The organism is Enterobacter sp. Res13-Sevr-PEC09-46 (assembly GCF_015672585.1).
GTDB lineage: Bacteria > Pseudomonadota > Gammaproteobacteria > Enterobacterales > Enterobacteriaceae > Enterobacter > Enterobacter hormaechei_C.
The window spans coordinates 112,843-126,888 of the sequence record NZ_JADABR010000020.1; the positions used below are offsets into that span (position 1 = coordinate 112,843).

Genomic DNA, 14,046 nt, shown 5'->3' on the forward strand with positions numbered 1-14,046 from the left:
TCCAAAAAATGTCGTTCTCTACGCAGCGCGAAGAGACTGTTTCTGCCGTGCGTGAGTGCGAAAGGTAACGTAATAGCCAAGGGATGCGGCCAGGCACAGCATATAGCCGAATGATTCCGAACCTTCCTCCACGGCGTTTTTCACGACACGCATATAGCCATGCTCCAGGATGTCGTGCCACAGCACCTGCATTCCAAAGAGGCGGGAGAAGACCAGTACAGCCAGCAGGCCGCTCAACAGAATGCCGTACCAGGGGGATTGGGTATATTATGCCAGCTGTTCCAGGGTAGCGCGAAAATGCATAACGGGGCGAATTAACGCCAGCAGAGCGGTAATCAGCGCGAACCACACCCAACTCCCATGAGAAATGAGATCAAAAAGCGCGTCCAGTTCACGAATTAGCATTGTCAGGAAAAATCCGCCCACCAGAATATTACAGTAACGCATGGATTCGTCCATTTTCGCCAGACGAAAATGGAGAAAGACAATAGTCGCTAATACCGTTTCCTGCATAATTTCGGTCAGTGATAATTCCGGAATATCATGGCCGACAAACCGCATATCAACCCAAAGACACAGTACAATAAGTGCGCAAGCGGCCGCTGCGCCAACGAAGAATAAAAAGCTCTTTAGTACAATCATTAACACCACCATTTTGTTTGTAGCGAATATGTTAGGTGACGCGAATGTTATTTCTGTTCACATTGTGCCATATAAGTGCGAATTTTTAACATTTTGAGCTAAATAGGGTTGGTCACGACGAGACGAAAGCGTAAATATCGTCAGCCTCGTCTGTGCTGTTTAGGCGGGCGCTGTCATTACGGAGGGTGCCTTCAGGCAACGGGATGTTAGGGTATTGAGGGACCAGCGAGAGGTGGAAAACACAGCTGCGGAACTATCTTGTCGATGTTTTTTTAAGAACGAACTCTGATAGAGAAAGCGTTCAGTTCCACAAAAAATGCTGTTTCTCCACCCTGGCAATTATTTTTCTTCTGTGTACTCACCTTTTGATTTCAGTTTACCTCTAACAAGGTTGGCGCAACTGGTTGCATTCTGTAAACTCTGATCGTTTACAATATAGGACCGAGATTTTAAAACTTCGTTGTAAGCATCTTTAACTTTCGGACTGACTGTTGCAGCATAACTATCTGGCGGGAAGTCACCCAAATGTTCTTTGTCACCGCTTAAGGCCTTAGCGCAAGCATTATTAATTTGGTCATCAATGCTTAATTGATTTGCGTTAGCAGATAACGAAAAAGCTAAAACCAAAGAGGCGAGAACAATTCTTTTCATACTTAGTCATTCCTTAATGATGAAGCGTTGTGATCCGAATTCAATTTGTAAAACCCAATTGTGATAGTAATATTTATCAAAGTGTAGAGAAATTCTATTAGATAAACCGGATCCGAACCAGTTTCAGCAATGTTTTCTGTCCGAACATGCTGTATCCGACTTATTTTGTTTACTACAGGCTAAATGTTATCAAAGATAAATATATCCAACATGTATTAGTCTATTCTTTTTCGTATTCTTATGACACCTACATTCTTTAGTGGGGGGTAGTGTGCTTGCACAAGTCTTTAAAAGTAGGATTTTTAAGGGAGAATGACGTTGTATGACTTCATCTGTACCACACTTGCATTACACTTAATAACAAGAACAACCAACACGTAAATTTTAAAGGGACAGTGCATGTCTGCCATGGATTTATCCAATCTACTTTTCGCTCATGACGCACCTGATTGCCCACTTCTGGTATATCAGCGAGTCACCAATATTAACTCCAGACGCTGATTTTTCACATTTCCTACGGCTCTACTTAAAACCCACACTAAACTTCATGTTTACATAAAATCGTATTAACAGATACAATACCCCCCTATAGTATCAGGAGGGCGTATGCCGCATTCACCCGAAGATAAAAAACGTATTCTGACCCGCGTCCGCCGCATTCGGGGCCAGGTTGATGCCCTTGAACGCGCCCTGGAATCGGGCGATCCCTGTCTCGCCATTTTGCAGCAAATTGCCGCCGTGCGCGGCGCTGCCAATGGTCTGATGGGGGAAATGGTCGAAATTCACCTCAAAGATGAGCTGGTGACGGGGGAGACCACCCCGGATCAGCGGGCAGTGCGGATGGCGGAAGTCGGCCATTTACTGCGCTCTTATCTAAAATAAACCCACACACCTCACAACAAGGGAAAGACATCATGAAATCTCGCGCAGCTGTCGCGTTCGGCCCAGGCCAGCCGCTGAAAATCGTTGAAATTGATGTTGCTCCGCCGAAGAAAGGCGAAGTGCTGATCAAAATTACCCACACCGGCGTTTGCCATACCGATGCGTTTACCCTGTCCGGTGACGATCCGGAAGGGGTATTCCCGGCGGTGCTCGGCCACGAAGGGGGCGGTGTGGTGGTGGAAGTGGGTGAAGGCGTCACCAGCCTGAAGCCCGGCGACCATGTGATCCCGCTCTACACCGCAGAGTGCGGCGAGTGTAAGTTCTGCAAATCCGGCAAAACTAACCTCTGCCAGGCCGTGCGCGCCACGCAGGGCAAAGGACTTATGCCGGACGGCACCACCCGTTTCTCCTATAACGGCGAGCCCATTTATCACTACATGGGTACCAGCACCTTCAGCGAATACACGGTGTGCGCCGAGATCTCACTGGCGAAAGTGAATCCGCAGGCCCCGCTGGATAAAGTCTGTCTGCTCGGCTGCGGTGTCACCACCGGTATCGGCGCGGTGCATAACACTGCGAAAGTGAAAGAGGGGGACACCGTGGCGGTGTTCGGCCTGGGCGGGATCGGTCTGGCGGTTATCCAGGGCGCGGTACAGGCGAAAGCTGGGCGTATCATTGCTGTGGATACCAACCCGGAGAAATTTAAGCTCGCAGGTGAGATGGGGGCGACCGACTTTATCAACCCGAAAGACTACGACAAACCGGTTCAGGACGTGATCGTTGAGCTGACCGACGGCGGCGTGGACTTTAGCTTCGAATGTATCGGCAACGTCAACGTAATGCGCTCAGCGCTGGAGTGCTGCCACAAAGGCTGGGGCGAGAGCATCATTATCGGTGTGGCCGGCGCGGGTCAGGAGATCAAAACCCGTCCCTTCCAGCTGGTGACAGGGCGCGTATGGCGCGGGTCAGCATTTGGCGGCGTGAAAGGCCGTACTCAGCTGCCGGGCATGGTTGAAGATGCGATGGTCGGTAAAATTCAGCTTGATCCGTTCATTACGCACCGCCTGCCGCTGGAGCAGATCAACGAAGCCTTCGATCTGATGCACGAAGGAAAATCCATTCGTACCGTTATCCATTTCGGCGACAACTGATTATTCTGCCAGCGGTTTTTTCCGCTGGCATTTCTTCCCTGATCTTCTCTAAAGTGTGACCTGTCCGGCGCTTTTAGACGTAATTTAATTCCCTGGCGTGCCGATGACTCTTTTACAGGCGTGTTATTACGCATCTTACCTATAAGAGAGTCGACGGTCATGGACAACACAACATCGATGCAGGCGCAGCCTAAGCTGAGTTTCTTGCATCACATCCGGCTGGTTCCGCTGTTTTCCTCCATTCTCGGTGGCATTATTCTCCTGTTTGCATTGAGCTCAGGTCTGGCAGGCTATTTCCTGCTCCAGGCCGATAACGATCAGCAGGATGTCACGGCAGAAATCCAGGTGCGCACCGGTCTGTCAAACAGTTCCAACCATTTACGCACTGCCCGTATCAACATGATCCACGCGGGTGCGGCCAGCCGTATCGCGGAGATGGAGGCGATGAAACAAAACATCGCTGAGGCTGAGATCCGCATCAGGCAGTCGCAGGATGGATTTGCCGCTTATATGAAGCGCACCGTTCGTACCCCGGCTGATGAAGCGCTGGATGGCGATCTGAAAGCCCGCTATGACGCCTACATCGCCGGTATGCAGCCGATGCTGAAATATGCCAAAAACGGCATGTTTGAAGCCATTATTAACCACGAAAATGAGACCGCGCGTCCGCTGGACGATGCCTATAACGCGGTGCTGCTGAAGGCGATAAAAATCCGCACCGAACGCGCCAACGCGCTGACGGCACAGGCTCACACCCGCACCCGGCTGGGGCTGATGTTTATGTTCGGCGCGTTTGGCCTGGCGCTGGCGCTGGCGGTCATCACCTTTGTGGTGCTGCGCCGTACGGTGATAAACCCGCTCCAGCGAGCCGCTACGCGTATCGAAAATATCGCAAAAGGCGATTTGACCATGCCGGACGAACCGACCGGACGCAGCGAAATTGGCCGCCTGACGCGCGATCTGCAAAGGATGCAGCACGCGCTGGTGACAACCGTGGGCACCGTGCGGCAAGGGGCGGAGGAGATCTACCGTGGAACCAGCGAGATCTCCGCGGGTAACACCGATCTCTCTTCCCGTACCGAGCAGCAGGCGGCGGCGATTGAACAGACGGCGGCCAGCATGGAGCAGCTCACCGCGACGGTGAAACAGAACGCCGATAACGCGCATCATGCGAGTAAACTGGCAGAAGATGCCTCCGGTAAGGCCAGCCGCGGGGGGCAGATGGTCTCCGGCGTGGTGAAAACCATGGGTAATATTTCCACCAGCTCGAAGAAGATCTCTGAAATTACCGCCGTGATTAACAGTATCGCGTTCCAGACCAATATTCTGGCGCTCAACGCGGCGGTCGAGGCGGCGCGTGCGGGTGAACAGGGACGCGGCTTTGCGGTCGTGGCGAGTGAAGTCCGCACCCTGGCAAGCCGCAGCGCGAATGCGGCGAAAGAGATTGAAAGCCTGATTAATGAATCGGTGTCGCTTATCGATCAGGGTTCCGGGGAAGTGGTTGCGGCGGGCAATACCATGAATGAGATCGTCGAGGCGGTTAAACGCGTCACCGATATTATGCTGGAGATTGCCGCGGCGTCCGATGAGCAGAGCCGCGGCATTGTTCAGGTAAGCCAGGCGATTTCCGAGATGGATAAGGTGACGCAGCAGAATGCCTCGCTGGTGGAAGAAGCTTCTGCGGCGGCGGCCTCGCTGGAAGAGCAGGGCGCACGTCTGACGGAAGCCGTTGGCGCGTTTCGTCTCAACGGGGCGCGCGCAGGACGGACTTCAGCCGCTGCAACCGCAGCGAAACCCGCGCCTTTAACCCCGGCGGCGGCCGTCTCAGGTGATAACTGGGAAACGTTCTGAGTAAGACAGACCCGCCCTCGCGGCGGGTTCTGCGTTTAGGGTCAGAGAGGCATTGATTTACGAATGGCGCTTAACAGCGTTTGGGCGCCTTCAGAGAGCGGGGCATCTACCCGCGTCAGGATCCCAATGGGTTCTCCCGCGCCGGGTGATGTTACCGGCAGCGCCGTAAGCACGCCGCGTCGCAGATCGTCCTTCACCGCGCCAGACGGCACAAACCACACGTAGTCGTAATCCACCGTAAGCTGGCGCGACAGCGACGCCGAGAGCGTTTCAATACACCCGGAAGGCAGCGTGCAGCCCTGCATTTGCAGCAACGCTTCCGCATTCTGACGCGGAACGGTTCCTTTTGGTGAGACCACCACCGGCCACTCCATCACGCGGCTCAGGGTTACGGTGTCCTGCAACAGGGGATGATTCGGACGCACCACCAGCTTCAGCGATTCCAGGAACAGCAGTTCGTAGTTAAGGCCGCTCATCAGTTCCGGATCGGACATTCGCCCAATGCCCAGATCCAGCTCGCCTGACTTCAGGCCCGCCAGCAGCATGGTATTATTCATGGTCGCGACCTGAAGCGTGGCGTGCTTTTGCTGACGGTGGAACTGGCCGATCGCCGCAGGCAGTATGCCCAGCGCCGCCGTTGGCAGCGCGCCCACGCGCACGATATCGCTGGCCGGTTCCTCTTTACGGTTTAACGCCTGACCGGCGGTATTGAGGGCATCGAGAACTTTAACGGCATGCGTCAGGAACTGTTCGCCCACGAGCGTAAGCTGTGCCCCCAGACGGCCGCGATCGAACAGGCGGGTCCCGGTAAGCTGTTCCAGTTCGTTCAGCGTTTTGGATAGTGCAGGCTGACTGAGGTTAAGGGTTTCAGCCGCTCGCCCCAGCGTTCCCTGTTGAGCGACGGCCACAAAAGTATGCAAATGGCGCAAGCGTATGCGCTGACTGAACAGACCATTTTTTTCCATAGGCGATGTTAAAAACAGAGCGACGCGGGTGACAAGTTAAGATGTTTGAATTTGATAACCTGATAGCAAAATATTTTTAACATTTGATCTGTTTGAGTTACAACCGTTTTTCGAAAATGCCCACGCTTTGACCACTCGTCTGCCTGGATCACAATTCGTAAATTCTTCCCAACGAAAGGAACGGGCTTCTCTACACTCCAGGTAGTATTCACTGGAGGCATGACATCATGGCGAACACCATCACGGCTGATGATATTCGGGAACACTTTTCGCAGGCTATGTCGGCGATGTACCAGCAGGAAGTTCCGCAGTACGGCACCTTGCTGGAACTGGTGGCGGACGTTAACCTGGCGGTTCTGGAAAATAACCCACTTTTACATGAACAACTGGCAAACGCAGACGAACTGGCGCGACTGAATGTTGAACGTCACGGTGCGATCCGCGTTGGCACCGCGCAGGAGCTTTCCACCCTGCGCCGGATCTTCGCCATTATGGGCATGTACCCGGTCAGCTATTACGATCTCTCCCAGGCGGGCGTGCCCGTCCACTCGACGGCGTTTCGTCCGACAGACGATGCGGCGCTCTGCCGTAATCCGTTTCGCATTTTTACCTCGCTGCTGCGCCTGGAGCTGATTGAAAACGTTGCGCTGCGCGAAAGGGCGGCGGAGATCCTCTCCCGGCGCAACATCTTTACGCCGCGCTGCCTGGAACTGATCGACCTGCATGATACGCAGGGACACTTTACTGAGGCACAGGCGCGCGAATTTGTGCAGGAAGCCCTGGAAACCTTCCGCTGGCATCGCCATGCGACGGTCGATCAGGAAACCTATCTGGCGCTGAGCAACGAACATCGCCTGATTGCCGACGTGGTCTGTTTCCCGGGGTGCCATATCAACCATCTCACGCCGCGCACGCTGGATATCGACCGGGTGCAGGAGCTGATGCCGAAGTACGGCATCGAGCCGAAAATTCTGATTGAAGGCCCGCCGCGCCGCGAGGTGCCGATCCTCCTGCGCCAGACCAGCTTTAAGGCGCTGGAGGAGCCGGTGCTTTTCGCAGGAGAACACAAGGGCACCCATACCGCGCGTTTCGGTGAGATTGAGCAGCGCGGCGTGGCGCTTACGTCGAAAGGGCGCGAGCTGTACGACAGTCTGTTAAATCAGGCCGGGACCGGCAAAGACAACCTGACCCACCAGCTTCACCTGCGCGAGATCTTCAGCACGTTCCCGGACAGCGAAATGTTCCTGCGCCGTCAGGGGCTGGCCTATTTCCGCTACCGTCTGACCCCGACAGGTGAGGCGCATCGCCACGCGTTTCGTCCCGGCGACGATCCGCAGCCGCTGATCGAACGCGGCTGGGTTGTGGCACAGCCCATCACCTACGAGGATTTTCTGCCCGTCAGCGCAGCGGGGATCTTCCAGTCGAATCTCGGCAATGAAACGCAGGCGCGCAGCCACGGCAATGCCAGCCGCAATGCCTTCGAAGCCGCGCTCGGCTGTGCGGTGTACGACGAGTTTTCGCTTTACGAGGAGGCGGAAGCGCGCAGCAAACAGCGTTGCGGTTTGCTCTGAAACCGTTACTCTGCAAGGGTGTGATGGAAAAAGAAGGTTGGTATGGAAAATCCCTCCGCCCCTGTGGTTGAAACGCGCCAGGGCGCACTGATTGGTTTTACTGAAGGCGATACCCACGTGTGGTGCGGCATTCCCTATGCGGCACCCCCTGTTGGCCCGTGGCGCTGGCGCTCCCCGCGTCCCCCCGCGCGCTGGGACGGCGTACGTCCGGCGACGGCGTTCTCCGCCTCCAGCTGGCAGAGCAGCGAAAGCTGTCAGGAGCTGGGCGGCGGCGATCCCGGCCAGTTCTCTGAAGACTGCCTGTACCTTAACGTCTGGTCGCCAGTCGCACGCGCCGATCCGCTTCCGGTGATGGTCTGGCTGCATGGCGGAGGATTTACCCTCGGCGCTGGCGGGCTGCCTCCGTATAACGGCAGGGCGCTGGCGAAGCGCGGCGCGGTGGTGGTAACGATCAATTACCGTCTCGGACACCTCGGCTTTTTTGCCCATCCGGCGCTGGAGGGGGAAGAAGAGCGCGTGGTGCATAACTTTGCGCTGCTCGATCAGATTCAGGCCCTGGAATGGGTGCGCGATAACATCGCGGCATTCGGCGGCGATCCTGAGAACATCACCGTATTTGGCGAGTCGGCCGGTGCGCGCAGCGTGCTGTCGCTGATGGCCTCTCCGCTTGCGGGAGGACTGTTCCATAAAGCCATTGTGCAAAGCGGGTACACACTGCCCGACACCTCGCGCGAGCAGGCCATGCATAAAGGTGAAGCGATTGCCGACCATTTCGGCCTGCACAATGCCACCGCGGAACAGCTTCGCGCGATCCCGCCTGAGGCGTTCTGGCCGCTGACCTCGCCGCTGAATATCGCTCCTGCGCCCATCGTGGGTGACTGCGTTTTGCCTGAGGCCATGCTCGACGTCTTTTTCGCGGCCCGTCAGCATCCTGTACCGGTGATGATTGGGTCAAACAGCGACGAAGCCAGCGTGATGTCGGTATTCGGGGTCGATCTTGCCGGGCAGATCCAGAAGCTTCGCCGTGAACGGCGCTTTGGCCTGGGGCTGATTAAGCTGCTTTATCCCGGCGTGAAGGGCGATGAGGAACTTGGCAGGCAGGTATGCCGCGATATGGCCTTCACCACCATGGGATACGTGGTGATGCAGGCCCAGCAGCGGGCGGGAGGCCTGTGCTGGCGATACTGGTTTGATTATGTGGCCGAAGCGGAGCACGCGACGTACATCAACGGCGCCTGGCACGGCAACGAAGTGCCCTACGTGTTCGATACCCTTGGACAGGTGGAACCCTCGCGGCAGTATGTGAATGAACGCGATCTGGCCTTCGCCGCTCAGGTGGCGGACTACTGGGTGAGCTTCGCCCGGGATGCGGGGGCACGCGATAGCCTGGCAGGGCCCACGCGCTGGCCCGCCTGCCGGAAAGGGCGGGACGTGCTGTTACGTATTGGTGTGAATAAACATGCAGGTTTTCGGCTTGAAAACCGCTTCATGCGTGCCCGTATGAGCCTCTTCAAACGGGTGATGAAACACCACGTCAGCCTCGACTGAGCAGACAGGCGCGAAACGCATCCAGCCCGTTCTCCGGGCCGGGTGCGTCGCGTAATACCAGCCGGTAGCTCGCCCCCGTCTTTATGCTCGTGTCAAAAGGCCGCATCAGCCGTCCGGCGCGCACATCCTCCTCCACCAGTGTTTCATCCGCGATGGCGATGCCCAGCCCCTGAATGGCGGCGGTAATGGCCAGATCCATGGTTTCGAAGTGTTGATTTTTGAGCATAGCTGGCGGCGGACCCGGCTGTTTCGCCAGCCACAGCGTCCAGTCCGTTTTGTCCCGCGTGGGGTGAAGGAAGGTGAGTGTTTCCAGCGCAGAACCGGCCCGCAGCGGGCTCATCACTGGAGTTAAGGCCTCTTCGAACAGCAGATCGCCGGCGCTTATGTGCGTCCCAAACACAATCGCCGCGTCACAGGATTCGGTTTTGAAATTGACGTTATGATCGGTGGTGGTGGTCAGCGCAATCTGGAGTTCCGGCTGTTCGCGCTCCACCTGTAGCAGACGCGGCACCAGCCAGCGCATCGCGCAGGTAGGCGCTTTCAGACGAATAACGGTCTGGTGCGTTCGCGCCTGTTCAGCAACGTTCAGCAGGTGCTCGAACGCAGATTGCAGCTCCGGCAGCAGGGCGCTTCCCTGTGAGGAGAGGCGCAGGCCGCGCGCATGGCGCTCGAACAGCGGGAAGCCGAACCAGCTTTCCAGCGAGGCAATTTTGCGGCTTACCGCCCCCTGCGTCAGACAAAGCTCCTTCGCGGCATGGGTAAGATTCAGGTGACGCGCGGTCACGATGAACGTCTCTACGGCATTGAGCGGAAATGAACGACGCGACATATCTCACCTTAGCTATGCGTTTTTGTCATGGCTATTATGACAACAATTCGATTGTCCCGGCAATGAAGTTGTTGTTTGAATAGTTATGCATTCACCACGAGAAGGGACAGAGGATGACTTTGAAAACGCCGGTGCAGACACGATCCAAATTGCCCGATGTAGGAACCACCATTTTTACCGTTATCGGCCAGCTTTCAGCACGGCATAACGCCATCAACCTTTCTCAGGGTGCGCCGAATTTTTCCTGCGACCCAAAACTTATTTCCGGCGTGACCCGCGCCATGGAGGCAGGGCATAACCAGTACGCCTCCATGACCGGGCTGCAACCGCTCAGGGAGCGCATTGCGGACAAAATTGCCACGCTCTATGGCACGCGCTATGACCCGGCGAGTGAGGTGCTGGTGACCGCCAGCGCCAGCGAAGGGCTTTACTCAGCCATCAGCGGGCTGGTTCATCCTGGTGATGAGGTGATCTATTTCGAGCCCTCCTTTGACAGCTATGCGCCGATTGTCCGTCTGCAAGGGGCGACGCCGATCGCCATTAAGCTGACGGTACCGGATTTTGCCGTGAACTGGGATGAAGTACGGGCGGCCATTACCCCGCGCACGCGGATGATCATCGTCAATACGCCGCACAACCCGAGCGGACAGGTGTTTTCAGCCGCCGATCTGCACCAGCTGGCAGCGCTGACGCGCCACACCGACATCATCATTTTGTCTGACGAAGTGTATGAGCACGTCGTTTTTGATGGCGAACCGCACCACGGAATGGCGACGCACCCGCAGCTGGCGGAGCGCAGCGTGATTATTTCTTCTTTCGGAAAAACCTATCACGTCACCGGCTGGCGTGTGGGTTATTGTGTGGCGCCCGCGGAGCTGATGGATGAGATATGTAAGGTCCATCAATTTTTAATGTTCTCGGCCGATACGCCGATGCAGTACGCGTTTGCCGAACACATGACCGATCCGCAAACCTGGCTGTCGCTGGCGGCGTTTTATCAGCGCAAGCGCGATCTGCTGCAAAGTTTGCTCGCCGACTCACCGTTCAGGCTGCTACCAAGTGCCGGTTCGTTCTTCCTGCTGGCGGATTACAGCGGCTTTAGCGACGAGCGCGACAGCGAGATGGTGAAAAGGCTGATTGTCGAGTACGGTGTTGCCACCATTCCGCTGTCGGCGTTTTATGCCGATGGCACGGACAATAAGTTAATCCGTCTCTCTTTTGCGAAGGATGAGGCGACGTTACGGGCAGGTGCCCAGGCCCTTTGTCGGGTTACACCACGTTAAGGAATTTGAGATGAAATTACGCGCGTTAGTTGTCGGCATGGGACTGCTGTGTTCATTCTCGTCGTTTGCCGCTACCGAGTTGCGATACGGGCTGGAAGCGGAATATCCGCCGTTTGAAAGCCGCAATGCATCAGGCGAGCTGGAAGGGTTTGACGTAGAGCTGGGGAATGCCATCTGTAAAGCCGCCGCGCTGAAGTGCAGCTGGGTTGAAACCTCGTTTGATGCGCTGATCCCCGGTCTGGTGGCGAAGAAGTTCGACGCCATAAACTCGGCGATGAACATCACCGAACAGCGTCGCAAGAGCATTGATTTTACCCAGCCCATCTATCGTATTCCCTCCCAGCTGGTGGGCAAAGCCGGTTCTGCGGTAGAGGCTACCCCCGAGGGGCTTAAGGGCAAAACCATCGGCGTTCTTCAGGGTTCCATTCAGGAAACTTACGCCAAAGAGCACTGGGAAAAGCACGGTGTCACCGTGGTGTCTTATAAAGATCAGAATATGGCCTGGGGAGATCTGCTGAATGGCCGCATCGATGCCTCGCTGGTCATGTCAGCGGCCGGGCAGGCAGGTTTCCTCAGTAAGCCGCAGGGTAAAGGGTTTGGCTTTATCGGCAAACCGGTGTCGGACGACACCATCCTCGGCAGTGGGATCGGCTTTGGGCTGCGTAAGGGGGATGAGGCCACCAAAAAGCAGCTTGATGCCGCAATTGATAAAGTACGTGCCGACGGCACGATCGCTAAACTGGCTGATAAGTACTTCCCGGGTATCGATGTCAGCGTAAAATAACCGCCTCGTTGGTCCCGGCTGTTGATGTCCAGCCGGGACATTTTTATACATAACTTTACCCCTTTTTCAGGCCGTTCTGGTCGACAGAAAATATTTCTCGGTTTGTTCAGATAATCACCCGCCAACAATTGGATTCTTAACCGTTTTTGTTTAGGCTGTGCGTTCTTTCTTGCCGTCATTTCGCTGCGCGCGAAACTCATTCACACGACCATAAGGACGTTTTCTCAGGCATGAATCGCAGACGTTTTCTCAAAGGTTCCCTGGCAATGGCTGCCCTGAGCGGCACTTCTGGCCTTGCTTCTCTTTTTTCCCAGGCGGCGTATGCTGCTGACTCCGACATTGCCGACGGTCAGAGCCGTCGCTTTGACTTCTCTGTTCTGCAATCCATGGCGCACGATCTGGCGAAAACCCCGTGGGGCGGTGCGCCGCGTCCGCTGCCGGAAACGCTGGCCACCATGACGCCGCAGGCGTACAACGCCATCCGTTACGATGAGAAGCAGTCGCTGTGGAATAACATTGAAGGCCGTCAGCTGGACGCCCAGTTCTTCCATATGGGGATGGGATTCCGCCGCCGCGTGCGCATGTTCTCGCTGGATCAAACCACCTCTCAGGCGCGTGAGATCCACTTCCGGCCTGAGCTGTTCAGCTACGGCGATACGGGCGTGGATACCCGCCAGCTTGAAGGGCAGAGCGACCTCGGCTTCGCCGGATTCCGCGTCTTTAAAGCGCCGGAGCTGGCGCGACGCGATATCGTTTCGTTCCTGGGCGCAAGCTACTTCCGGGCGGTGGATGATACCTACCAGTACGGCCTCTCCGCGCGTGGTCTGGCGGTGGATACCTTTACCGACACCCCGGAAGAGTTCCCTGATTTCACCTCCTTCTGGTTTGAAACCGTGAAGCCAGGTGATACCACCTTTACCGTCTATGCGCTGCTGGACAGCCCGAGCATTACCGGTGCCTATAAGTTTGTGATCCACTGCGAGAAGAGCCAGGTGATCATGGACGTCGAAAACCATCTCTATGCGCGCAAAGACATCAAGCAGCTCGGCATCGCGCCAATGACCAGCATGTTTAGCTGCGGCAACAACGAACGCCGCATGTGCGACACCATTCATCCGCAGATCCATGATTCAGACCGCCTGGCGATGTGGCGCGGTAACGGGGAGTGGATCTGCCGACCGCTGAACAACCCGCAAAAGCTGCAATTTAACGCCTACCTGGATAAAAACCCGAAAGGCTTTGGTTTGTTGCAGCTTGACCGTGACTTCTCCCATTACCAGGACGTCATGGGCTGGTATAACAAGCGACCAAGCCTGTGGGTCGAGCCGCGCAACAACTGGGGGAAAGGTTCCATTGCCCTGATGGAGATCCCGACAACCGGCGAGACGCTCGACAACGTGGTCTGCTTCTGGCAGCCAGAGAAACCGGTGCAGGCGGGTGATGAGCTGGACTTCAAATACCGTCTCTACTGGAGCGCACAGCCGCCGGTGCGTTCCCCGCTGGCAAACGTCTACGCCACCCGTACCGGTATGGGCGGCTTCCCGGAGGGCTGGGCGCCGGGTGAAAATTACCCGAAAGTGTGGGCCCGTCGCTTTGCCATTGATTTCGTCGGGGGCGATCTGAAGGCCGCCGCACCGAAGGGCATTGAGCCGGTGATCACCCTGTCCAGCGGTGAAGCGAAGCAGGTGGAGATCCTCTACGTCGAGCCGTTCGACGGGTATCGCATTCTGTTTGACTGGTATCCAACCTCTGACTCCACCGAGCCGGTGGATATGCGCCTGTTCCTGCGCTGTCAGGGCGATGCCATCAGCGAGACCTGGCTGTACCAGTACTTCCCGCCCGCGCCGGACAAACGTAACTACGTTGACGACCGGATCATGCGCTAGTCC

At 56.2% G+C, this 14,046-nt stretch carries 11 protein-coding genes and 1 pseudogene; 8 read left to right on the forward strand and 4 right to left on the reverse strand.

Annotation, left to right across the window (positions count from 1 at the left end; translation table 11 throughout):
• Positions 1 to 18: 18 nt before the first annotated feature.
• Positions 19 to 642 (reverse strand): annotated as a pseudogene (locus IMQ56_RS14170) (transporter).
• 339 nt (positions 643 to 981) lie between these two features.
• Complete coding sequence (locus IMQ56_RS14175; RefSeq protein ID WP_196063997.1) at positions 982 to 1,293, reverse strand: hypothetical protein; 312 nt, start codon at positions 1,291 to 1,293, stop codon at positions 982 to 984.
• A 606-nt stretch (positions 1,294 to 1,899) separates the two neighbouring features.
• Between IMQ56_RS14175 and IMQ56_RS14180 the strand changes: the two genes are divergently transcribed.
• The 3 genes from IMQ56_RS14180 (at position 1,900) to IMQ56_RS14190 (ending at position 5,177) form a co-directional block, all read left to right on the forward strand.
• Positions 1,900 to 2,175 carry a metal/formaldehyde-sensitive transcriptional repressor gene (locus IMQ56_RS14180; protein ID WP_003857256.1) on the forward strand — a complete coding sequence of 92 codons (276 nt, stop codon included), beginning with the start codon at positions 1,900 to 1,902 and terminating at the stop codon, positions 2,173 to 2,175.
• A gap of 32 nt (positions 2,176 to 2,207) precedes the next feature.
• Complete coding sequence (locus tag IMQ56_RS14185; protein ID WP_017693450.1) at positions 2,208 to 3,326, forward strand: S-(hydroxymethyl)glutathione dehydrogenase/class III alcohol dehydrogenase; 1,119 nt, start codon at positions 2,208 to 2,210, stop codon at positions 3,324 to 3,326.
• Positions 3,327 to 3,485: 159 nt separating this feature from the next.
• On the forward strand, positions 3,486 to 5,177 hold the full coding sequence (locus tag IMQ56_RS14190; protein ID WP_196063996.1) for a methyl-accepting chemotaxis protein: 1,692 nt from the start codon (positions 3,486 to 3,488) through the stop codon (positions 5,175 to 5,177).
• Positions 5,178 to 5,218: 41 nt separating this feature from the next.
• Here the strand turns inward: IMQ56_RS14190 and IMQ56_RS14195 are convergent, their stop codons facing one another.
• The gene (locus tag IMQ56_RS14195) at positions 5,219 to 6,142 is read right to left on the reverse strand and encodes a LysR substrate-binding domain-containing protein (RefSeq protein ID WP_003857247.1); all 924 of its coding nucleotides are present in this window, start codon (positions 6,140 to 6,142) and stop codon (positions 5,219 to 5,221) included.
• A 227-nt stretch (positions 6,143 to 6,369) separates the two neighbouring features.
• On the opposite strand from IMQ56_RS14195, the gene IMQ56_RS14200 reads away from it, so the two are divergent.
• On the forward strand, positions 6,370 to 7,713 hold the full coding sequence (locus tag IMQ56_RS14200; RefSeq protein ID WP_196063995.1) for a VOC family protein: 1,344 nt from the start codon (positions 6,370 to 6,372) through the stop codon (positions 7,711 to 7,713).
• Positions 7,714 to 7,755: 42 nt separating this feature from the next.
• Positions 7,756 to 9,261, forward strand: a complete 1,506-nt coding sequence (locus tag IMQ56_RS14205) for a carboxylesterase/lipase family protein (RefSeq protein ID WP_196063994.1) — start codon at positions 7,756 to 7,758, stop codon at positions 9,259 to 9,261.
• Here IMQ56_RS14205 and IMQ56_RS14210 read toward each other — a convergent pair.
• Positions 9,248 to 10,090: a LysR family transcriptional regulator gene (locus IMQ56_RS14210; protein WP_196063993.1), complete on the reverse strand. Its 843-nt coding sequence runs from the start codon at positions 10,088 to 10,090 to the stop codon at positions 9,248 to 9,250. The two genes, IMQ56_RS14205 and IMQ56_RS14210, sit on opposite strands and share 14 nt — an antisense overlap.
• Before the next feature lie 113 nt (positions 10,091 to 10,203).
• Between IMQ56_RS14210 and IMQ56_RS14215 the strand changes: the two genes are divergently transcribed.
• The 3 genes from IMQ56_RS14215 to IMQ56_RS14225 all read left to right on the forward strand — a co-directional run bounded on the left by IMQ56_RS14215 (position 10,204) and on the right by IMQ56_RS14225 (position 14,043).
• A complete protein-coding gene (locus IMQ56_RS14215) occupies positions 10,204 to 11,373 on the forward strand; it encodes a pyridoxal phosphate-dependent aminotransferase (protein WP_196063992.1) in 1,170 nt (389 codons plus the stop codon).
• A 10-nt stretch (positions 11,374 to 11,383) separates the two neighbouring features.
• Positions 11,384 to 12,157 (forward strand): ABC transporter substrate-binding protein, encoded by a 774-nt coding sequence (locus IMQ56_RS14220; protein WP_003857237.1) that lies wholly within the window; start codon positions 11,384 to 11,386, stop codon positions 12,155 to 12,157.
• A 230-nt stretch (positions 12,158 to 12,387) separates the two neighbouring features.
• Entirely contained in the window at positions 12,388 to 14,043 is a 1,656-nt protein-coding gene (locus IMQ56_RS14225; protein ID WP_032619695.1) for a glucan biosynthesis protein, read from the forward strand.
• Positions 14,044 to 14,046 lie beyond the last annotated feature (3 nt).

What these genes read in the sequence shown, in the direction of transcription:
- IMQ56_RS14190 (WP_196063996.1), top strand. Translation starts at nt 3,486, where the DNA reads ATGGACAACACAACATCGATGCAGGCGCAGCCTAAGCTGAGTTTCTTG.
- IMQ56_RS14185 (WP_017693450.1), top strand. Translation starts at nt 2,208, where the DNA reads ATGAAATCTCGCGCAGCTGTCGCGTTCGGCCCAGGCCAGCCGCTGAAA.
- IMQ56_RS14200 (WP_196063995.1), top strand. Translation starts at nt 6,370, where the DNA reads ATGGCGAACACCATCACGGCTGATGATATTCGGGAACACTTTTCGCAG.
- IMQ56_RS14215 (WP_196063992.1), top strand. Translation starts at nt 10,204, where the DNA reads ATGACTTTGAAAACGCCGGTGCAGACACGATCCAAATTGCCCGATGTA.
- IMQ56_RS14205 (WP_196063994.1), top strand. Translation starts at nt 7,756, where the DNA reads ATGGAAAATCCCTCCGCCCCTGTGGTTGAAACGCGCCAGGGCGCACTG.
- IMQ56_RS14195 (WP_003857247.1), bottom strand. Translation starts at nt 6,142, where the DNA reads ATGGAAAAAAATGGTCTGTTCAGTCAGCGCATACGCTTGCGCCATTTG.
- IMQ56_RS14180 (WP_003857256.1), top strand. Translation starts at nt 1,900, where the DNA reads ATGCCGCATTCACCCGAAGATAAAAAACGTATTCTGACCCGCGTCCGC.
- IMQ56_RS14220 (WP_003857237.1), top strand. Translation starts at nt 11,384, where the DNA reads ATGAAATTACGCGCGTTAGTTGTCGGCATGGGACTGCTGTGTTCATTC.
- IMQ56_RS14210 (WP_196063993.1), bottom strand. Translation starts at nt 10,090, where the DNA reads ATGTCGCGTCGTTCATTTCCGCTCAATGCCGTAGAGACGTTCATCGTG.
- IMQ56_RS14175 (WP_196063997.1), bottom strand. Translation starts at nt 1,293, where the DNA reads ATGAAAAGAATTGTTCTCGCCTCTTTGGTTTTAGCTTTTTCGTTATCT.
- IMQ56_RS14225 (WP_032619695.1), top strand. Translation starts at nt 12,388, where the DNA reads ATGAATCGCAGACGTTTTCTCAAAGGTTCCCTGGCAATGGCTGCCCTG.